Source organism: Vreelandella halophila, from assembly GCF_019903425.1.
GTDB classification, from domain to species: Bacteria; Pseudomonadota; Gammaproteobacteria; order Pseudomonadales; family Oleiphilaceae; genus Halospina; species Halospina halophila.
In genome coordinates, this window is record NZ_JACHUZ010000011.1 from 217,257 (window position 1) to 236,242 (window position 18,986).

Below are 18,986 nucleotides of genomic sequence, written 5' to 3' on the forward strand. Positions count from 1 at the left end.
GGTTCGAATCGGCCCTTTTGGGCCTGTTAACAGTCAATAACGCCGTACGACCACGGCACCGAATCACTCGATGTTGTAGTCGAACATGGCGCTGATGGATTCCTCGTTGCAGACCCGGCGAATGGACTCCGCGAGCAGGCCCGACATATCGAGGGAGCGGATTTTACCACACTCAGCGCCTTTGTCACTCAGCGGGATGGTATCCGTGACGACGAGCTCATCCAGCTGGGAAGCCTGGATGTTGTCGATGGCGGGACCCGAGAGGACCGGGTGCACGATGTAGGAGCGCACACTGGTGGCGCCGTGCTCCTTGAGGGCGTTGGCGGCCTTGCACAGGGTGCCGGCGGTATCGACGATGTCGTCGACCAGGATGCAGGTCTTGTCCTTCACATCACCGATGATGTGCATGACCTGTGAGTCGTTGGCACGCGGGCGGCGCTTGTCGATGATCGCCAGGTCTGCATCCAGCAGCTTGGCGATGGCGCGGGCCCGGACCACGCCGCCGACGTCCGGCGAGACGATCACGTAGTCCTCGTTGATGTGCTGGCGTTCAATGTCGTCCAGCAGCACCGGCGTGGCGTAGATGTTATCCACCGGAATGTCGAAGAAGCCCTGGATCTGGTCCGCGTGCAGGTCGACGGTCAGAACGCGGTCGATACCAGCGCTGGTGACCATGTCCGCGACGAGCTTGGCGGTGATGGAGACGCGGCTGGAACGCGGGCGGCGATCCTGGCGCGCGTACCCGAAGTAGGGCACAACGGCCGTGATGCGTGCCGCCGAGGCGCGACGCAGGGCATCCACCATGACCAGCAGTTCCATCAGGTTGTCGTTGGTCGGGGCGCAGGTGGACTGCAGGATGAAGACGTCACGGCCACGTACATTCTCGTTGAGTTCGACCGTGGTTTCGCCATCACTGAACTTCGCGACGGTGGCGTCACCGAGCGGGATATTCAGGCGTTTTGAGACATTGCGGGCCAGTCGGGGATTGGCATTCCCCGCGAACACCATCAGGTTGGACACGATTGAATCCCTCTGCGGTTCGTCTGAGCGTTCGTGCGGTTCGGAAGGGGGAAGATGGCTGGGGTGGCAGGATTCGAACCTGCGAATGACGGGATCAAAACCCGCTGCCTTACCACTTGGCGACACCCCATCTGATCGTTTATACGGCATCAATCCAGTTCACCCAGTTGCGTGTACAGTGGAGACCGGTTTCTGCTCTGGGCGATGAAACCGTTGATGCCTGAGGGTTTCTCCGCGTGTGCGTCAATGGCTGCGGATTGTGTCTCGAAAGGACAGAAAACGCAACCCCCTGTGCCCGTGAGCCGGGCTTCGCCGTATTGGCCAAGCCATTCAAGGGCCTGGTCCACGGCCGGGTAGAGCTGACGCACAATGGGTTCGCAATCGTTGCGGAACCCGTCGCTACCCTCAAAAGCGGTGCGTATTCTGCGTCTCGGGGTGTCCCGTGTCAAGTCGGGATGGCTAAAGATTCGGGCGGTACTGACCTCCACCTCCGGCACCAGCACGAGATACCAGCGTTCCGGCGGCAGAACCGGGGTGAGCTGCTCGCCCACGCCTTCGCCCCAGGCGGCAACACCATGGATGAACACGGGCACGTCGGCCCCCAGCTCCAGACCCAGTGTGGCCAGTTGCGGCCGGCTCAGGCCGGTCTCCCAGAGATGGTTGAGGCCCACCAGGGCGGTGGCCGCATCGGAGCTCCCGCCACCCAGGCCGCCGCCGGTAGGCAGGATCTTGGTCAGCTCGATATCCGCACCCAGGCCGGTGCCGGCGCGTGCCCGGAGGTGTTCTGCGGCGCGCGTGATGAGGTTGTCGCCGGGTGGCAGCCACTCCGGCCCGTGGACCTGGATACGACCGTCACTGCGGGGGGTGATCCGCAGCCGGTCGCTGTGGTCCAGGAACTGGAATAGGGTCTGGAGCTCGTGATAGCCGTCATCCCGGCGTCCGGTGATGTGCAGGAAGAGGTTGAGTTTGGCCGGAGCCGGCAGGTCCAGGGTGTTCATCCGGGGGCAGGGTTCCACTGGGTGATGACCAGCCGCAGCCGCAGTTCGTCGCGGGTCGCCGTGAGGCTGTGAGGCACCTCTTCCACGCCGGCCAGGGTGGCGTAGTTGCCGTAGTGGATCTCCCAGCCCCGCTGGCGCAGGTGGCTGATCCGGCCCTGTTCATCGAAGAATATGTCGGAAGGGCTGTCCTGCAGGGGCAGGCCACGTACCCAGACGTACAGCGCTTCGACCGGCAGTGACCATCCCAGGGTCTTGCGGATCAGGGCGTCCGGATCGTCGGAAAGGTACTGCTGGCCATCGGAGTCCGTAATGGTCAGGAAGGTGGGGGAGCCTTCCAGGCGGACGCTGCCCATGCCCATGAAGGCGGAAGACATCTCGATCAGGAACTGATCGCCGTTCTGGACCCACTCGCGGATGACCGCGGAGTCGTTGCCCTGCTCATGGCGCACGGCCACCTTGCCCTGGAGGGTCCACTGGTTGAGGTCGCGCAGTTCGGCCTGGCGGGCCTGCCAGCCTTCCGGTTGTTGGCGGGTCAGGCTGTCATCAGGGGCTGGCGCCGGGGGCGCGGTCATACAGCCATGGAGCAGAAGCCCCAGGACCGCCATCCCGAGCAGGCGTGGGGCCCGTTTCATTGCAGCGCCTCCGGGTCGAGATCCAGTTCCTCAAGGATCTCGAGGAGCGGCTTCAGTGCCTCCGTGCTTTCCGTCTCCTCCAGGGTGCGGCGCCACAGGGTGCGCGCTTCTTCCCGGCGGTCCACCGCCCATAGCACCCGACCGAGGTGGGCCGCGATCTCCGGGTCCTGGAGGCGTTCATAGGCTTTGCCCAGATACTCCAGGGCTTCCTCATGCTGGCCCCGGTGGTAGTGGATCCAGCCGGCGCTGTCGAGGATGGCCGGATTGTCCGGATCCAGTTCAAGCGCCTGCATGATCAGCTTTTCCGCCTCGTCATAGCGTTTGGTGTGCACGGTCAGGGTGTAGCCCAGTGCGTTCAGGGCCACGGCATTTTCTGGCTCGGCTTCGAGCACCTGACGGAGGTCGGATTCCATGCCTTCAATGTCACCGGTGCGCTCGCGCAGCATGGCGCGAGTGTAACGGATCTCGGTGTTGTCCGGGTTCTGTTCGAGGGCATTACTGGCAACGCCCAGAGCCTTCTCCGGGCTGCCGAGATCCAGCAGGAGGTTGATCTCCATCTGCCATAGTCGGGCGCTCTGGTCCGGCAGTTGCGAGCGGAGGTTCTCCAGGTTGCTGCGCACCGCCCCCAGCTCACCCTGATCGGCCCGGATGTAGCTGGCTCGGGCCAGCGCCTGGAAGAAATGGTTGCCGCCCTCCACCTGGGCGTAGTGGTGCAGCGCCTCGTTGGGGGTGTCGCGCTGGTCCGCGAGCCGGCCCAGGTAGAAGTGCGCCTGATTGGTGTGAACCCCTTCGGTAAGGAGTTCATTGAGGAGGGTCTCGGCGGTGTCCGGGTGATCGTTCTCCAGTGCCACCAGCGCCCGAGAGAGTTTGAGGCCGGTGGCTTCAGGGAAGCGCCCCATCAGTGCCTCGAATTCATCCTCCGCGGCCTGCAGCTTACCTTCGTTGACCAGGACGCGGGCGTAGAGCGTGCCCAGGCGGCGGTTGTCCGGGAAGCGCCGGGCCTGCTCGCGCAGGTAGTCGATGGCCTCTTCGCCCCGGTCCAGGTCATAGAGGAGCTTGCCCTTGAGGGTGACGGCGGGCTGGTAGTTGCTCTCTTTCGCCAGCAGTGATTCCGTCAACTCCAGGGCGCGTTCGCTGTTGCCGGTGTTGTCGTTGAGCAGCGCCAGGCTGTAGGTGATGCCGCTGGCGTCGGGGTGACGTTCGTGCATGCGCCCGTAGAGCTCCAGCATCTGTTGCTGCTGCTCGGCCGGGAGCGCGCGTGCCTGGTTGGCGAGGGTGTCGAACTGGGCTTCGCCGCCCTGTTCATGGAGCTTCTCCAGGTAGGCCAGTGCCTGCTCCAGGTTGCCCTCGCGCAGTTCTGCCAGTGCCGCAATGCGCAGAGCCTGGGGGTGGTCGGGTTCCTTCTTGAGCCAGACTTCGGCGATCTGGCGTTGGGCATTGGTGGCATCCAGGGCCTGAGCGATCTGCATGGCACGGCGGATGACTGCAGGGTCCTGGGTGTCGGCGGCGGACTGGGCGTAGTTCATTAGCGTGACGTCGTAGCGGCCGCGCTGGGCGGCCAGCTCCGCGCTCAGTAGGGCAAAGAGTACATCCGGTGGGAAATCCCGGTACTCGATCTCCTCGGAGTCCATGACCGCGGATTCCACGGATTCCTCTGTGGTCCCATCAGTATCACCAGTACCACTGCCGGAGGAGTCGGCGGGTTGCTCTTCGCGGGAAGTGTCCCCCTCTCCGGGATCGGTGGCCAGGCCGGAGCAGCCCCCGAGGATGAGGGTCAGTGCAAGGGCGGGGACATGGAACCAGGCGAGTTTCTGCATCTCTAATCCACTGCGGTGAAAGGCTTCCAATAATGGCACAGCCCGGCCTCTACGCCCAAGTGCGTACAGGTGCATCAGTAGCACTCAGGCCCGTCGATCGTTACACTAGGCAGCGTACATTCAGAGGGGGCTGAATACCAGTCTATGGCGTTGTGGGTCCTGGGCATAAACCACCGCACGGCAAGTGTGGAAAAGCGCGAGCGCGTGTCCTTTCCGGAGAGTGAAATGGCACCGGCGCTGCAGAATGCGTTGCAGCTCCCTGGTGTTCATGAACTTGCGGTCATGTCCACCTGCAACCGCACCGAGTTCTACGTGGTCGGCGATGAGCACATCAACCGCCAGTCACTGGTGGAGTGGTGGGGCGCCTGGCTGGACGTGGAGCCGAGCAGCTTTGATGAATGCGTCTACCTCCACGAGGAACAGCACGCGGCCCAGCATGTGATGCGGGTCGCCTGTGGGCTGGATTCCATGGTGCTGGGCGAGCCCCAGGTGCTGGGCCAGCTCAAGGAGGCCTATAACCAGGCCTACGCCGCCGGCACCACGGGCACTATCCTCTCCCGCCTGTTCGAGCATGCCTTCTCCGTGGCCAAACGGGTGCGCACCGATACCGCCATTGGCGAGAACCCGGTATCCGTGGCTTACGCGGCGGTGTCCATGTCGCGCCATATTTTTTCCGACATGCGCCGCAAGTCGGCCCTGCTGATCGGCGCCGGTGAGACCATGGAGCTTGTGGCGCAGCATCTGTCCCAGGCCGGTATTCGCGATCTGACCGTGGCCAACCGGTCCATCGAGCGGGCCGAACAGCTGGCATCACGCTTTGAGGGCAGGGCGGTTTCACTGTCTGCTGTGCCGGATGAGCTTCCGGGCGCGGATATCGTGATCGCCTCCACCGGCAGCCAGCTGCCCATTCTGGGCAAGGGCGCGGTGGAGCATGCGATCCGCCGGCGCAAGCACAAGCCCATTTTCATGGTGGATCTGGCCGTACCCCGGGACATTGAACCGGAGGTGGGCGAACTGGATGACATCTTCCTCTACACCGTGGACGACCTGCACAGCGTGATCGAGGAGAACCGGCGCTCCCGCGAAGGGGCGGCGCAGGAGGCAGAGCACCTGGTACAGGAGGGCGCCTCCGAGTTCATGTATCAGCTGCGGGCCCTGGATGCCGTGGCCACGCTCAAACAGTTCCGTGGCGAGGTGGAGTCGGTGCGTGACGCGGAGCTGGATAAGGCTCTGCGCTCACTGGCCTCCGGGGGCGACCCTGAAACCCTGCTGCGCAGCATGGCGCGGACACTGACCAACAAGTTCCTGCACCATCCCACCGTCCAGGTGCGCAAGGCCACCGCCGAAGGGCGTGTCGAGGTGACCGACTGGCTGCGCGAGCTCCACGGCATGGAGCCCATCTCCGGGGAGACCGAGAACGCCGGTACTGGTGACGGCTCATCACAGAGCGCATCTGTTCCCTCAACCGAGTCCAGCACCCGGAACCCATCATGAAGGAATCCATCGCGCGGCGACTCGACCAGCTGGTGGAGCGCCACGAGGAGATCAGTGCCCTGTTGGCGGACCCCGCCACCATTAGTGACCAGAAACAGTTCCGCAACCTTTCCCGCGAATACGCGGAGATCGAGCCCGTTGTCGAGGCCTACCGGGAGTACCGGCAGGTGAAGGAGAACATGGCCGAGGCCGAGGCACTGCAGAACGACGGTGACCCGGACATGCGCGAGATGGCGGAAGACGAGCTGCGCCGTGGGCGCGAGCGGCTGGAAGAGCTTGAGACCTCCCTGCAGACCCTGATGCTCCCGCGCGACCCGAATGAGCGCAACAACGCCTACCTGGAGATCCGTGCTGGTGCCGGCGGGGACGAGGCGGCCCTGTTCGCCGGCGACCTGTTCCGCATGTATTCGCGTTACGCCGAGAACCAGGGCTGGCGGGTGAGCGTGCTCAGTCAGAGCCCGGGCGAGCACGGGGGTTACAAGGAGCTGATTGCGCTGGTGGAAGGCGAGGGCGTCTACGGCCAGCTACGCTTTGAATCCGGTGGTCACCGCGTCCAGCGCGTGCCCGAGACCGAATCCCAGGGGCGCATTCACACCTCGGCCTGTACCGTGGCCGTTCTGCCGGAGGTGGATGAACCCGAGGACGTCACCCTCGATAAGAACGACCTGCGGGTGGATACGTTCCGCAGTTCCGGTGCCGGCGGCCAGCACGTGAACACCACGGACTCCGCCATCCGCATCACGCACCTGCCCACGGGGCTGGTGGTCGAGTGCCAGGAGGAGCGGTCCCAGCACAAGAACCGTGACCGGGCCATGAGCTTTCTCCAGTCCCGCCTCCAGCAGATGGAGCAGGACAGGCGCGCCGCCGAGGAGGCGGACACCCGTCGCAACCTGGTGGGCAGCGGCGACCGCTCGGAACGCATCCGCACCTATAACTTTCCCCAGGGCCGGGTGACGGACCACCGCATCAACCTGACCCTGTACCGGCTGGACGAGGTGATCCAGGGCAACCTGAGCGAGATCATCGGGGCACTGCAGCAGGAGCACCAGGCCGACCAGCTTGCCGCCCTCGGAGCCGAATCGGCATGAACGGGGCGGATCGGGTGGACGCGCTGCTGGATGACGCGGCGTGCCGGCTTGAAGCCGCCGGGGTCATCAACGCGGCGGGAGAGGCCCGGATGCTGCTGGCGCACCAGCTTGACTGCAGCCCGAGCCGCTTCCGCATCTGGCCCGAGGCCCTGGTCGGGGACGACGACGCCGAAACCTTCCGCAGCCTGGTGGCGGCTCGCGCCGGTGGCAGGCCGCTGGCCTACATCACCGGCGAACGTGAGTTCTGGTCCCTGCCTCTGAAGGTTACCCCCGATACCCTCATCCCCAGGCCGGATACCGAAACCCTGGTGGAGGCTGCGCTGGCCTGCCCGCTGCCGGAGTCGGCGCGGGTTCTGGACGTGGGTACCGGCAGCGGTGCCGTGGCTCTGGCGCTGGCCCGGGAACGCCCGGGCTGGCATATCACGGCCAGTGAGACGTCCAGTGAGGCTCTGGCGGTGGCGGCAACGAATGCGCGTGCCCTGGGGCTGGACCTGGCGTGCGTGGAAGGGAATGGACTGGCACCTTTTGAGGGTGAACACTGGGATCTCATCGTTTCCAATCCGCCGTACATCCCCGAGGATGACCCGCATCTCTCCGAGGGGGATCTGCCCTATGAGCCCCGGGGAGCACTGGCGGCCGGCAAGGATGGGCTGGACGTGATCCGGCCGTTGATTGCTGGAGCGCCGGCCCAGCTCAACCCGGGCGGCTGGCTGCTCCTGGAACACGGTTACGACCAGTCGGCGACGGTGGCGGAACTGCTGGCAGAAGCGGGCTTCCGGGACTGTTTCATGCAGCGCGACCTGGCGGGTAATCCCAGGGTGAGCGGCGGACGCCGGGAGGAGTGACGGCATGGATTCACTGACTGACAGGGATCTGGAGCGCTACAGCCGCCAGATCCTGATGCCCGAATTCGATGTGGCCGGCCAGCAGGCGCTGGCGGACAGCCGTGTTCTGGTGGTGGGCGCCGGCGGACTGGGCTGCCCGGTGGTGCTTTATCTGGCGGCCGCCGGCGTCGGCCACATTGAAGTCGTGGACGACGATCATGTGGAACTGGCCAACCTCCAGCGCCAGATCGCTTTTACTGAGGCGGATATCGGCCGCCCCAAGGCACAGGCGCTGGCTGAGCGGGCGATGGCGCTGAACCCGGGCGTCACTGTTGAACCGGTGGAGGGGCGGGCCAGACAGCGCTGGCTTTCCCGTGCCGCGACCCGTAACCACCTGGTCCTGGACGCCACGGACAACTTCCAGACCCGGTTCGCCGTGAACCAGGTCTGTGTGGATGCCTCCGTGCCGCTGGTTTCCGGCGCCGCCATCCGCGCCGAAGGCCAGGTGGCGGTGTTCGACAGCGGTCAGAAGGGGGCACCCTGCTACCAGTGTCTGTACGCGGACGTGGGCGAAGCCACGCTGAGCTGTTCCGAGGCCGGTGTTATCGGGCCCCTGGTGGGCATGATCGGGGCCGCTCAGGCCATGGAAGCCATCAAGCTTCTGGCGGGTGTGGGCCAATCTCTCACCGGCCGTCTTCTGCTGCTGGATGCCTGGCGCATGCAGTGGCGTGAGATCCGTGTTCCCAGGGACCCTGCCTGCCCCATCTGCGGCGACTGATCCGGGAGTGGCTCAGCCCTTCCCCAGGCTCTTGAAGCGCTCGATTGCCCGCTGCCGGCTTTCCTTGAGGTCCACGATGGGGGCGGGATAACCCGCCACCGCCCCATTCGGGTTGAACAGTTTCTTTCCCTGAAGATGGGCGATTTCCGGCACCCAGTGCCGGATGAAGGTGCCTTCCGGATCAAAACGCTCGCTCTGGGTCACCGGATTGAAGATGCGGAAGTAGGGCGCCGCATCCGTGCCGGTCGAGGCGCTCCACTGCCACCCGCCATTGTTCGAGGGCAGGTAGCCGTCCACCAGCTGCTGCATGAAGTACTGCTCGCCCAGCCGCCAGTCCACGAACAGGTTCTTGGTCAGGAACATGGCGGTGACCATGCGCAGGCGGTTGTGCATCCAGCCGGTGGCGTTGAGCTGTCGCATGGCGGCGTCCACCAGCGGGATGCCGGTCCGGCCGGCCTTCCAGGCCTCCAGTTCTTCTCCCGCGGGCTCCCAGGGCAGGGCCTCGGTTTCCGGCTTGAAGGCCTGGTGACGGGAAAGGCGCGGGAACTGGTAGAGCAGCTGGATGTAGAAGTCCCGCCAGGCGATCTCGCTGAGCCAGGTACGGGCGGCGCTGGCCGGCGATTCCGTGCCCGTCCGCTGCTGCACTGCGACCAGGCACTGGCGGGGCGAGAGCACGCCCAGCGCCAGATAGGGGGAGATCTGGCTGGTGGCCGGGCTTGCGGGGTAATCCCGCTGATCCGCATAGGCGCCGAGACGCTGGTCGATGAACCGTTCCAGCATCATGTGGGCGGGTCCTTCGCCGCCGGCCAGCCAATCGGTCTGGCCGCTGCGCCATCCGGTCAATTCCGGGATCTTCGGAGGGGGCAAGGGGTTCCCTCTGGGTGCCGGCGCAGGATACAGCCGGGGTGGGTGGCTTTCCACCCAGCGCCACCACTGGCGGGAGTATGGAGTGAAGACGGTATAGGGCGTGCCGTTGCCGGTTTTCAGCTGATCCACGGGGACCACGGTCTGGTCCCGGTAGATATTGAGCGTGATGCCCTGCTGCCTGAGCTCCCGGGTCAGCCGGTGATCCCGCGCGCGTTCATTGACGGCGTACTCCTCATTGGCGTGAACCTGCGCGATCCCCCGCTCCCGGCACAGTTCCCGCAGTGCGGTGTCCGTTTCATCGAACCGGTCAATGGTGCGGATGTGCAGGGGAATACCCAGATCCGCCAGTGCCTGCCCCAGGCTCTCCAGACTGCGCAGAAGCAGGTCGGTGCGGTTGGGCGACCAGTCGTGTGACTGCCACTGGCCGGGGGCGGCCAGGAAACAGGCTTCTACCGGCGTATCGCCGGCGCAGGCGGCGGCCAGGGCAGGGTTGTCGCCGAGGCGGAGGTCGTTGCGGAACCAGACGAGTTCGGTCACGGGCGTCTCTGTGTCGTTGTGTTGGTGATGCTGGTTTGTTCGCTGAGCGCCGCGCTTTGGATTATAGTGATCCGCAATTCGCGTTCAGGAGCCTGTATGGCCCCGACCCAGACAAACCCTGACAGTACCGCTGCCGCCTGGGGCGAGGCAGTTGCACTGGCATCCGGCCAGACGCTGTGTAACGGTCTCAGTGACCTGACCCTGGCCGTGACCCTTCTGGACCATGAATGGCAGGTGCGGGTGGCGCGTCACCCCTCACCCGGGGAAGAAGCGGTCTGGCGCCAGTGGCTCGAGTCCGGTGTCCCGGACCATGATGAGGGGCTTGAGCGCTTTGCACGCGGTGGCGAAGCTGAAACCCTGACGCTTCGCCCGGCCCTGGCGGACCGCCCGCTGGTGATCCGTCCGAATCACCCCCTGCATCTTCCTCCGGGCACGGATACCACCATCTATGTGAGTACGCTGCTCTGGCTCCAACTGGTGGTGGGCAATGACCGCATGCTGATGGAAGTGCCGGTGCATCGACCATCCTGGACCTGGATGGGGGCGGATACCATGGGCGGGGAGGTCTGTTACGCCAGTCAGACCTCGGCCCGCCTTGAACATGAAACACTGCCTCGCCGGCCGTGGCGCGCGCTTTCAGCGGTGCAGTTCCGCCATGAGGGCAGTGATTACCTGACGCTGGAGCGCTTCAGTTTTCCCGCTCCCATGATGCCGCTGTTCCGCCAGACAGAGCCGGATGCGGAGGGTGTGCATTCTCTCTGGACGCCCACGCTCAGCATCCGGTGTGAGCAGGACCTGACAACCGCTTCCCTGAAAGTGGCGTCCGCGCCGCCGCGCGAGGCCGGTTCCTGTGCATCGCTGGCCCCGGCGCGTCAGCCAGTGGAGCGCAATCATCTGGTGCGCACCATGGACCGGATATTTGGATAGGATGCTGCCATGCCTGAATGGATGACACTGGAAACCCTGGGGCTCTGGTTACGGCCCCTGATATGGATTGTCCTGGGCCTGACCCTGGCGACGGTGCTGGGGCGACTGGTGGAGCGCATGGGGCAGCAGCGCCTGACCCGGCACCAGAGGGTTCTGTTCCGGCGCCTGGTGTTCTATACCATTCTGGGTGTGACCGTGGCCCTGGCCCTGCAGCAGTCCGGTTTCCAGATCGGTGTGCTGCTGGGGGCGGCGGGCATTCTCACGGTAGCCCTGGGTTTTGCCTCCCAGACCTCCGCCAGCAATGTGATCAGTGGCCTGTTCCTGCTCGCGGAGCGGCCGTTTGAGCTGGGGCATTTTATTGAGGTGGATAGTGTCCGGGGTGAAGTCGTCGGCATTGACCTGTTGAGCGTGAAGCTCCGGAGCCTGGACAACCTCTACATCCGGGTGCCGAACGAGACCCTGATCAAAACCCGGGTGACCAACTTCACCCGTTTTCCGGTGCGGCGTCTGGATCTGTCCATCGGCGTGGCCTATGGCGAGGATCTGGACCGGGTGCAGCGGGTCCTGCTCGGCCTGGTGCACGACAATCCCGACTGCATGGAAGAGCCCGAGCCTTTTGTCTATCTGCTGGAATTCGGGGCCTCGTCGGTCGATCTTCAGCTTTCATTCTGGGTGCGGGCGACCGATCTCCGCCAGGTGCGCAGTGATGTGATGTTTGGTGTGAAGAAGGCCTTTGACCGCGAGGGCATCGAAATCCCATTCCCGCACACCACGCTTTACGCCGGTCAGCATTCGGCACCGATACCGGTCTCCATTCACCACAATCAGGATAAACCATGACGGACAGGGCTGAGACGCAGGGCCTACACTGGGTTGGCTGGCGCGAGTGGGTCAGTCTGCCGGATCTTGGCATACCGCGCCTGCGGGCCAAGGTCGACACTGGAGCAAGGACCTCCTGCCTCCATACCTTTGACCTGGAGGCCTATGAACAGGGGGGCGAGCGCCGGGTGGCGTTCTCAATCCATCCGAGTCGCCGCAACCTGAACCGGGTGATCCACTGTGACGCGCCCCTGCTGGATGAGCGTGTTGTCACCGATTCCGGGGGACACCGGGAAATGCGCTATGTCATTCTGACGCAGATGCGCATGGGGCCCTGGTGCTGGCCCGCCGAGATGACGCTTACCAATCGCGATACAATGCGCTTTCGTATGCTGATCGGTCGCACTGCCATGAAGGAGCGTCTGTTGGTGGATCCATCCGCTTCGTTCCTGGCCGGTAAACCGCGTGAGGAGTAATCAATGAAAATCGCCATCATGTCGCGCAACAAGCGCCTCTATTCCACCCGTCGTCTGGTGGAGGAGGCCAAGAAACGCGATCACGAGGTACAGGTGCTGGATTTCCTGCACTGCTACATGAACATCACGCCGGCCAGCCCGACCATGCATTACCGGGGTGAGAAACTGCCCGAATTCGATGTGGTCATTCCCCGGATCGGTGCCTCGGTGACCTTCTACGGTGCCGCCGTGCTGCGCCAGTTCGAGATGATGGGTGTGTTCCCGGCGAACGAGTCGGTGGCGATCACCCGGTCCCGCGACAAACTGCGCTCGCTGCAGCTGCTGGGCCGCAAAGGCCTGGGCATGCCGATCACGGGCTTCGCCAGCAAACCGGACGATGTGCCCGACCTGATCCGGATGGTGGGCGGCACGCCGGTGGTCATCAAGCTTCTGGAAGGCACCCAGGGCATCGGTGTGGTCCTGGCCGAGACGCGCAAGGCGGCGGAAAGCGTGATCGAGGCCTTCATGGGGCTGAAGGCGGACATCCTGGTGCAGGAGTACATCAAGGAGTCAGCGGGCGCGGACATCCGCTGCTTCGTGATCGGCGACAAGGTGATCGCGGCCATGAAGCGCCAGGCCGGGGAAGGGGAGTTCCGTTCCAACCTGCACCGGGGCGGCCAGGCTTCGCTGGTGCGTATCACGCCCACGGAGCGCAAGACGGCGGTGATGGCGGCCAAGGCCATGGGCCTGAACGTGGCCGGCGTGGATCTGCTGCGTTCCAGCCGTGGGCCGCTGATCATGGAGGTGAACTCCTCGCCCGGTCTGCAGGGCATTGAAGCGGCCACCAACAAGAACGTCGCCGGTATGATCATCGACTTCATCGAGAAGCGGGCCCGCCCCTGGCGTACCGCCACCAAAGGGGCAAGGGGCTGAGCATGGTAAAACGTGCGGCCTTCCGCCTCGGCGGTGAGCGGATTCCGGCGGGTGAGCGCCTTCAGGTGGAGGTGCCCATAGGGCGCCTGTACACTCAGACGCCGCTGCACATTCCGGTGGAGGTGATCCATGGGCGCCGGCCGGGGCCCACGCTGCTGGTCTGTGGCGCTATTCATGGTGACGAGATCAACGGCGTGGAGATCGCCCGCCGGCTGCTTCGGACCTCCGGTCTCAAGCGCCTGCGGGGGACGCTTCTGGTGGTGCCCATCGTCAACGTGTTCGGGTTCCTGCACCAGTCACGCTACATGCCGGACCGCCGCGACCTGAACCGTTGCTTCCCGGGCACCGAGAAGGGCTCGCTGGCCGGGCGTATCGCCTACCTGTTCCGGACCCAGGTTCTGGAGCAGGCCACCCATGTGATTGACCTGCATACCGGGGCCAGTCACCGCTTCAACCTGCCCCAGATCCGGGCGGAACTGCGGAACCCGGTGACGGCGGACATGGCCGAGACCTTCGCCGCGCCCATTGTGATCAACGCCTCCCTGCGCGAGGGCAGCCTAAGGGCCTGTGCGGATGCGGCAGATGTCCCCGTGATCACCTATGAGGCCGGCGAGGCGTTGCGGTTCGACGAGGTGGCCATCAACACCGGGGTGCGGGGTATCCTGCGGGTCATGCGCATGCTGGAGATGCTGCCCAGCCGCCGGCGCGGCCGGCACCGGCCCGCGAAGCGCTCTGAAGTGGCTTCAAACTCCACCTGGATGCGCGCCGAAACCGACGGCATCATGCGCCCCATTGCGGGCATTGGCCACCGGGTGAAGGAAGGGCAGAGACTGGCGGTGGTCGCGGATCCCTTTGGTCGGCTGGAGTCCTCTGTGACCAGCAGCGTCAATGGCATCGTCATCGGTATGAACAACCTGCCCATGGTCAATGAGGGGGAAGCCCTTTACCACGTGGCGCTGTTCGATGAGCTGGATGAGGCCATGAAGACCATGGACGCCTTCCGCGACCGCTACAAGCCGCTCCAGGGCGAGGAGCCCATGGCGGACCATCCCTGGGACAATGACCTGGGCCAGGAGAGCAACAACAGCGACTCCTGACCCGGGGTGGCGTGGCTACAGGTGTTCCTCGGCGTATTCCGCCAGCGGCGAGCGGGGAACGCCCTGCAGGTGGATGTGGCCGCCGTGCTTGAAGCCCTTGAAGCGTTCGGTCATGTAGGTGAGGCCGGAACTCAGGGGGTTGAGGTAGGCGGTATCAATCTGCGAGAGGTTGCCCAGGCACACCACCTTGCTGCCCGTGCCCGCCCGCGTGATGATCGTCTTGAGCTGGTGCGGGGTCAGGTTCTGGCTTTCATCGATGATGATCAGGCTGTGCTGGAAGCTTCGGCCCCGGATGTAGTTCAGTGACTTGAACTGCATGGGAACCTTGCTGAGGATGTAGTCCACGCTGCTGGTCATGTTCTCGTCATCCTCGTGCAGCGCCTCGAGGTTGTCCACGATCGCGCCCAGCCAGGGTTCCATCTTTTCGGATTCGGTACCCGGCAGAAAGCCGATGTCTTCATCCAGCCCCTGGGTACTGCGGGTGGTGATGATGCGCTTGTAGGTCTTGCTCGCAACGGTCAGCTCGATCGCGGCCGCCAGAGCCAGGATGGTCTTGCCGGAGCCGGCGGAGCCGGTGAGGTTCACCAGGTGTACATTCGGATCCATCAACAGTTCCAGCGCCAGCCCCTGGTAGATGTCGCGGGGTGACAGGCCCCAGACCTGCTGGTGCATGAGGTCGTCCTGGAACAGGTCCTCCACCACCAGCCGCTCCGGTTCAGTTTCCGTGATCCGGCCGATAAACCCCTGCTGGTCCAGGATGAACTCGTTGATCTGGTAATCCGCCATGGCTTCGGTGCGCGGGATCAGGTGTTCGGTGATGCCCTCGCGCTGGACCGTTTCCACCTTCTCCACACCGTCCCAGAAGGACCCTTCGAACTCGTGGTAGCCCGTGGGCAGGTAGCGCACGTCGTCCACCAGCTGGTCGGTCTGGTAGTCCTCGGCCTCCAGGCCGCAGCCGCGCGCCTTGAGGCGCATGTTGATGTCCTTGCTCACCAGGATGATGGGCTTGTCGCGGTGCTGGCGCTGGAGCCGGGCGAGCAGGTTGATGATGCGGTTGTCGTTGAGATGGTCCGGCAGGCCGTGCTCAACGTCGTCCTGCCCGCCCATGGCAATGGAGAGGGTACCCAGTGGCTCCGATTTCTCGCCGCGGCGGATGGGCACGCCGTTGTCGATGTCATGCGGGTCCGCGTCGCCGATCAGCCGGTCGATGGTGCGTATGGCCTGGCGGCAGTCGGCGGCCACGGCCTGCTTGCCGTTCTTCAGCTGGTCCAGCTCTTCGAGCACGGTCATGGGGATGACCACGTGGTGCTCTTCGAAATTGAGGACGGCGGTGGGATCGTGGATCAGGACATTGGTGTCGACGACGTAGGTCTTGATCTGGGACTCGTCTTCCCGGGGCATGGGCTTGGTTACCTCAGGGCCGGTTGCTGGGCGTCAGGTGGGGGTGCCGGAGTCGTCGGCATCGAGACAACGCCGGGTCAGTTCCGGTTCCGCCACCAGCTTGAGCATGTCATAGGTGGTGATGATGCCGGTAATGGTCTCCTTTTCCGTCACGAAGATGCGGTGCAGGTGCTCCGCCATCATGATGTCGGCGATGGTCCGGACACTGGTGTCCGAGCTTACGGACATCACACTCGGGGTCATGATGTCACGAACTTCCACGGGCATGCGAGTCATGCCCTCGAACATCATCTGCCGGATCTGGCGGGCCTGTTGTTTCTCGTCGTCCGACAGTTCCTTTTCCGGCTCGCCGCTGACCTGGTTCCAGCGGAATTCAGCAATGTCTTTGAGGGTGACGATGCCGATGATGCGCTCGCTGTCATCGCAGACCGGGCTGCCGGTGATCTCGTTTTCCGTAAGGAATTCCGCCAGTTGCTGCATGGTCCAGTCCTGGGGCACAGCCTTCACGCTGGGGGTCATGATGTCTTGTGCGGTTACGGCCATGGGTCAGCCTTCTTCCGGGGGGATGACGTCCACGAGCCGGCCTTGTTCATCGAACGCCAGTTCGTGGCCCTGGTAGCGCTCTTTCTGGACCACGTCGTTGAGCGTGCGCAGGGATTCGTAGGGAATATCCGTAGCCAGGCGGTTGACCAGCCAGTTGGGTAGGGAACCGCCTGGCGCCGCGTGCTGGTACCAGACAAGCCGGGTTCGGTTATCATCCCGACGGAAGAGCTCGTAGACCGTGGAGGATTCCGGCATCCGGACGTAATCGTCCTTCTTTTCGACCCTGCCATCCACGGATTCCATCTCGATGATGATGTGGTCCCGGTTCCTGCCGGTGTGCGTCCGGATATGCAGCACATAGTCGCGGTCGCTGACCGGCCAGGGCATGTCGTTGATGGAGTAGGCGTAACGGTCCCTGAAGCTGCCGCCCTCAAGGTTTTCGGCGTGCGAACACTGGTGGACCCATTCCATGCAGGATTCCGGTTTGGCCATTACCGCCATGACGGCTTCCAGTGGGGCGTCCAGCACCGTCTCCGCGCGGAAGGCATCGATTCTTGAGTCCTCGAGGTTGCGGGTGTGGATCTCGATTCCGTCCGAGTTCAGGGCCTGTTCCCAGTTCTCGTCATTGGTCGGGACTTCCGCGTGGAGGCTGGTGGCGGTCAGTACAAGGACCAGTGTCTGAAGAGCGGTCAGTACGGTTCGCATGGGCGCATCCGGACAGTGAGAGAGGACCCTGATGATGGCAGGGACACCGTACCGGTTCTGCCGATTCTTCCGCAGCATGGCCAGCCGGTGCCCTGTGCCGTCCTACTGGGGATCGGTGATCTCCTCGGGCAGGGTGACGTTGAGTTCCAGCACTGAACAGCTGTCGTTGCGGTCGAGCTGCACCTGGACCTGGTCGTCGTCGATCTCCACATAGCGCCGGATCACCTCGAGCAGCTCCTGCTGGAGCGCGGGCAGGTAGTCCGGTTGGTCCCGGGTGTTGCGTTCGTGCGCGACGATGATCTGAAGTCGTTCCTTGGCGACGGACGCGGACGACTTCTTCTTGGTCTTGAAATAGTCAAAGAAACTCATCTCAGCCCCCGAACATGCGCTTGAGGAAGCCTTTCTTCTGCCCGTCGAGAAACCGCAGGGGGCGTTCCTCGCCGAGAAGCCGCGCCACGGCATCCGCGTAGGCGCCGCCGGCTTCGCTGTCGTCCTCCAGGATGACCGGGGTGCCCTGGTTGGAAGCATTGAGCACGGCCTGTGATTCCGGGATGACGCCCAGCAGGGAAATGCTGAGGATGTCGTTGACGTCTTCGAGCGAGAGCATCTCGCCGCGCTCGACCCGTTCGTTGTTGTAGCGGGTGAGCAGCAGATGCTCCTTCACCGGTTCCCTGCCTTCTTCCGCGCGGCGGGACTTGCTCTGCAGGATGCCGAGGATCCGGTCGGAGTCGCGCACGGAGGACACTTCCGGGTTGGTGACCACGATGGCCTCGTCCGCGTGGTAGAGCGCCATCAGGGCGCCGTGTTCAATGCCCGCCGGGGAGTCGCACACGAGGTAGTCGAAGGTTTCGCTCATCTCATCCAGGACCTTCTGAACCCCCTCCGCGGTGAGCGCTTCCTTGTCCCGGGTCTGGGAGGCGGGAAGGATGAAGAGGTTTTCAACCCGCTTGTCGCGGATCAGGGCCTGATTGAGGGTGGCCTCGCCCTGGATGACGTTGACGAAGTCGTAGACCACACGACGTTCGCAGTTCATGATCAGGTCCAGGTTGCGCAGGCCCACATCGAAGTCGATGACGGCTGTCTTGTAGCCGCGCTGCGCAAGGCCGGTGCTGATGGAGGCGCTGGTGGTGGTCTTGCCCACCCCGCCCTTGCCGGATGTCACTACTATGATTCGTGCCAAGGTTGTCGTCCTGTTGGTTGTGCTGTCGTTCCGTTAACGGGTCAGTGGGTCCACTGTCAGTACGTCACCCTCAAGCCGGACCCGGGCCGGGGTCCGCCAGTCATCGCCCTGCAGATCCTCGGAGATTTTATAGTGCCCGGCCACGGACACAAGCTCCGCCTCCAGTGACTGGCAGAAAATGCTCGCGCTGGTGTCGCCGTGCACGCCGGCGAGCGCCCGCCCGCGGAGCGGGCCATAGATGTGGATATGGCCGGCTGCGAGCACTTCCGCCCCGGCGCCAACCGGCGCCATGATAATGAGATCACCTTCAGGGGCATAGACCTGCTGGCCGGAGCGTACCGGCTGTGTAACCAATCGACCGGCACCGGTACTGGTGGTCTCCGGGGCGCTTTCCTCCGTGTTCTCCGCCGTTTCCTGTTCGGGGTCGGGAACGGGCCTGGGAGCGCTAGTCTGGCCGCCAGGAAGCCAGGCGAGGGCAGCGTTGCGGGCGAGGCGGCGGATATCGTCGTCGCCCCCGCGGACCCCCAATACCTGGATGGAGTGCGTACGGCAGATGCCGATCAGCTGGAAAAAGTCCAGATCGGCCGCATTGCCCTCGTAGTGATCCAGGCCGATCACCAGCGGCAGGTCGCGGAAGAAGTTCGGGGCCTGTCGGATCTTGTCGCGCAGATCCCGCTCCAGAGCATCCGGGTCGAAATGGTGCAGTTCCATTACGGTCAGCGTCTGGCTGGCACCGCGCAGTTCAAAGCAGGCGCGGTTCTCGGTCGCCGTGGCGGCGGGTTCGCTCATCGGGCTATCCTTTATAGGGTTGATCGCTGTCCTGACACGGGCTCCATGGCGCCCTAAGATACAGCCTGCACTGAATCCACGG

Annotated in this window: 20 protein-coding genes and 1 tRNA gene; 9 read left to right on the forward strand and 12 right to left on the reverse strand. The window is 64.2% G+C overall.

From position 1 onward, the window contains the following. Positions 1–63 precede the first annotated feature (63 nt). From H4I92_RS01265 to H4I92_RS01285, 5 genes are all read right to left on the reverse strand, one after another. Positions 64–1,020: a ribose-phosphate pyrophosphokinase gene (locus tag H4I92_RS01265; RefSeq protein ID WP_077528837.1), complete on the reverse strand. Its 957-nt coding sequence runs from the start codon at positions 1,018–1,020 to the stop codon at positions 64–66. A 55-nt stretch (positions 1,021–1,075) separates the two neighbouring features. Then, positions 1,076–1,150 (reverse strand) — tRNA-Gln (locus H4I92_RS01270). Positions 1,151–1,169: 19 nt separating this feature from the next. Further along, entirely contained in the window at positions 1,170–2,018 is an 849-nt protein-coding gene (gene ispE / locus H4I92_RS01275; RefSeq protein WP_077528838.1) for a 4-(cytidine 5'-diphospho)-2-C-methyl-D-erythritol kinase, read from the reverse strand. Beyond that, positions 2,015–2,650: a lipoprotein insertase outer membrane protein LolB gene (gene lolB / locus H4I92_RS01280; protein ID WP_077528839.1), complete on the reverse strand. Its 636-nt coding sequence runs from the start codon at positions 2,648–2,650 to the stop codon at positions 2,015–2,017. Before lolB ends, ispE begins: the two co-directional genes overlap by 4 nt. After that, a complete protein-coding gene (locus H4I92_RS01285) occupies positions 2,647–4,467 on the reverse strand; it encodes a tetratricopeptide repeat protein (RefSeq protein WP_179105585.1) in 1,821 nt (606 codons plus the stop codon). Before H4I92_RS01285 ends, lolB begins: the two co-directional genes overlap by 4 nt. A 144-nt stretch (positions 4,468–4,611) precedes the next feature. Here H4I92_RS01285 and hemA point away from each other — a divergent pair, with 144 nt between their 5' ends. Genes hemA through H4I92_RS01305 form a run of 4 tightly spaced genes read left to right on the forward strand, consistent with a single transcriptional unit; the run spans position 4,612 to position 8,651 of the window. Continuing rightward, entirely contained in the window at positions 4,612–5,961 is a 1,350-nt protein-coding gene (hemA, locus tag H4I92_RS01290; protein ID WP_077528841.1) for a glutamyl-tRNA reductase, read from the forward strand. Further along, the gene (gene prfA, locus H4I92_RS01295; protein WP_077528842.1) at positions 5,958–7,049 is read left to right on the forward strand and encodes a peptide chain release factor 1; all 1,092 of its coding nucleotides are present in this window, start codon (positions 5,958–5,960) and stop codon (positions 7,047–7,049) included. The genes hemA and prfA overlap by 4 nt, the downstream gene beginning before the upstream one ends. Next, entirely contained in the window at positions 7,046–7,894 is an 849-nt protein-coding gene (gene prmC, locus H4I92_RS01300) for a peptide chain release factor N(5)-glutamine methyltransferase (RefSeq protein WP_077528843.1), read from the forward strand. The genes prfA and prmC overlap by 4 nt, the downstream gene beginning before the upstream one ends. A 4-nt stretch (positions 7,895–7,898) precedes the next feature. Continuing rightward, positions 7,899–8,651, forward strand: coding sequence for a HesA/MoeB/ThiF family protein (locus H4I92_RS01305; protein WP_077528844.1), 753 nt, complete (start codon positions 7,899–7,901; stop codon positions 8,649–8,651). Between the two features lie 12 nt (positions 8,652–8,663). Here H4I92_RS01305 and phrB read toward each other — a convergent pair whose 3' ends face one another. Beyond that, positions 8,664–10,055, reverse strand: a complete 1,392-nt coding sequence (gene phrB / locus H4I92_RS01310) for a deoxyribodipyrimidine photo-lyase (protein WP_077528845.1) — start codon at positions 10,053–10,055, stop codon at positions 8,664–8,666. Between the two features lie 96 nt (positions 10,056–10,151). Here phrB and H4I92_RS01315 point away from each other — a divergent pair, with 96 nt between their 5' ends. The 5 genes from H4I92_RS01315 to H4I92_RS01335 are packed head-to-tail and all read left to right on the forward strand — an operon-like array spanning position 10,152 to position 14,286. Further along, positions 10,152–10,982 carry a hypothetical protein gene (locus tag H4I92_RS01315; protein ID WP_077528846.1) on the forward strand — a complete coding sequence of 277 codons (831 nt, stop codon included), beginning with the start codon at positions 10,152–10,154 and terminating at the stop codon, positions 10,980–10,982. Between the two features lie 9 nt (positions 10,983–10,991). Next, positions 10,992–11,822, forward strand: coding sequence for a mechanosensitive ion channel family protein (locus H4I92_RS01320; RefSeq protein WP_218668102.1), 831 nt, complete (start codon positions 10,992–10,994; stop codon positions 11,820–11,822). Further along, complete coding sequence (locus H4I92_RS01325; protein WP_077528847.1) at positions 11,819–12,277, forward strand: ATP-dependent zinc protease family protein; 459 nt, start codon at positions 11,819–11,821, stop codon at positions 12,275–12,277. Before H4I92_RS01320 ends, H4I92_RS01325 begins: the two co-directional genes overlap by 4 nt. Positions 12,278–12,280: 3 nt before the next feature. Continuing rightward, on the forward strand, positions 12,281–13,189 hold the full coding sequence (gene rimK / locus H4I92_RS01330) for a 30S ribosomal protein S6--L-glutamate ligase (protein ID WP_077528848.1): 909 nt from the start codon (positions 12,281–12,283) through the stop codon (positions 13,187–13,189). 2 nt (positions 13,190–13,191) lie between these two features. Then, complete coding sequence (locus tag H4I92_RS01335) at positions 13,192–14,286, forward strand: succinylglutamate desuccinylase/aspartoacylase family protein (RefSeq protein WP_077528849.1); 1,095 nt, start codon at positions 13,192–13,194, stop codon at positions 14,284–14,286. 15 nt (positions 14,287–14,301) lie between these two features. Here H4I92_RS01335 and H4I92_RS01340 read toward each other — a convergent pair whose 3' ends face one another. The 6 genes from H4I92_RS01340 to minC all read right to left on the reverse strand — a co-directional run bounded on the left by H4I92_RS01340 (position 14,302) and on the right by minC (position 18,904). Then, the gene (locus tag H4I92_RS01340; protein WP_077528850.1) at positions 14,302–15,687 is read right to left on the reverse strand and encodes a PhoH family protein; all 1,386 of its coding nucleotides are present in this window, start codon (positions 15,685–15,687) and stop codon (positions 14,302–14,304) included. A gap of 33 nt (positions 15,688–15,720) precedes the next feature. Then, entirely contained in the window at positions 15,721–16,230 is a 510-nt protein-coding gene (locus tag H4I92_RS01345; RefSeq protein WP_077528851.1) for a CBS domain-containing protein, read from the reverse strand. A gap of 3 nt (positions 16,231–16,233) precedes the next feature. Beyond that, positions 16,234–16,935, reverse strand: a complete 702-nt coding sequence (locus H4I92_RS01350) for an START domain-containing protein (RefSeq protein WP_179105586.1) — start codon at positions 16,933–16,935, stop codon at positions 16,234–16,236. A gap of 102 nt (positions 16,936–17,037) precedes the next feature. Beyond that, positions 17,038–17,304: a cell division topological specificity factor MinE gene (gene minE / locus H4I92_RS01355; protein WP_077528853.1), complete on the reverse strand. Its 267-nt coding sequence runs from the start codon at positions 17,302–17,304 to the stop codon at positions 17,038–17,040. A gap of 1 nt (position 17,305) precedes the next feature. Beyond that, positions 17,306–18,115: a septum site-determining protein MinD gene (minD, locus tag H4I92_RS01360; protein WP_077528854.1), complete on the reverse strand. Its 810-nt coding sequence runs from the start codon at positions 18,113–18,115 to the stop codon at positions 17,306–17,308. Positions 18,116–18,148: 33 nt separating this feature from the next. Next, positions 18,149–18,904 (reverse strand): septum site-determining protein MinC, encoded by a 756-nt coding sequence (minC, locus tag H4I92_RS01365; protein WP_077528855.1) that lies wholly within the window; start codon positions 18,902–18,904, stop codon positions 18,149–18,151. Positions 18,905–18,986: the final 82 nt, after the last annotated feature.

Coding starts and splice junctions, on each gene's coding strand:
- ispE (WP_077528838.1), bottom strand. CDS start 2,018: ATGAACACCCTGGACCTGCCGGCTCCGGCCAAACTCAACCTCTTCCTG.
- lolB (WP_077528839.1), bottom strand. CDS start 2,650: ATGAAACGGGCCCCACGCCTGCTCGGGATGGCGGTCCTGGGGCTTCTG.
- H4I92_RS01285 (WP_179105585.1), bottom strand. CDS start 4,467: ATGCAGAAACTCGCCTGGTTCCATGTCCCCGCCCTTGCACTGACCCTC.
- hemA (WP_077528841.1), top strand. CDS start 4,612: ATGGCGTTGTGGGTCCTGGGCATAAACCACCGCACGGCAAGTGTGGAA.
- prfA (WP_077528842.1), top strand. CDS start 5,958: ATGAAGGAATCCATCGCGCGGCGACTCGACCAGCTGGTGGAGCGCCAC.
- prmC (WP_077528843.1), top strand. CDS start 7,046: ATGAACGGGGCGGATCGGGTGGACGCGCTGCTGGATGACGCGGCGTGC.
- H4I92_RS01305 (WP_077528844.1), top strand. CDS start 7,899: ATGGATTCACTGACTGACAGGGATCTGGAGCGCTACAGCCGCCAGATC.
- H4I92_RS01315 (WP_077528846.1), top strand. CDS start 10,152: ATGGCCCCGACCCAGACAAACCCTGACAGTACCGCTGCCGCCTGGGGC.
- H4I92_RS01320 (WP_218668102.1), top strand. CDS start 10,992: ATGCCTGAATGGATGACACTGGAAACCCTGGGGCTCTGGTTACGGCCC.
- H4I92_RS01325 (WP_077528847.1), top strand. CDS start 11,819: ATGACGGACAGGGCTGAGACGCAGGGCCTACACTGGGTTGGCTGGCGC.
- rimK (WP_077528848.1), top strand. CDS start 12,281: ATGAAAATCGCCATCATGTCGCGCAACAAGCGCCTCTATTCCACCCGT.
- H4I92_RS01335 (WP_077528849.1), top strand. CDS start 13,192: ATGGTAAAACGTGCGGCCTTCCGCCTCGGCGGTGAGCGGATTCCGGCG.
- H4I92_RS01340 (WP_077528850.1), bottom strand. CDS start 15,687: ATGCCCCGGGAAGACGAGTCCCAGATCAAGACCTACGTCGTCGACACC.
- H4I92_RS01345 (WP_077528851.1), bottom strand. CDS start 16,230: ATGGCCGTAACCGCACAAGACATCATGACCCCCAGCGTGAAGGCTGTG.
- H4I92_RS01350 (WP_179105586.1), bottom strand. CDS start 16,935: ATGCGAACCGTACTGACCGCTCTTCAGACACTGGTCCTTGTACTGACC.
- minE (WP_077528853.1), bottom strand. CDS start 17,304: ATGAGTTTCTTTGACTATTTCAAGACCAAGAAGAAGTCGTCCGCGTCC.
- minC (WP_077528855.1), bottom strand. CDS start 18,904: ATGAGCGAACCCGCCGCCACGGCGACCGAGAACCGCGCCTGCTTTGAA.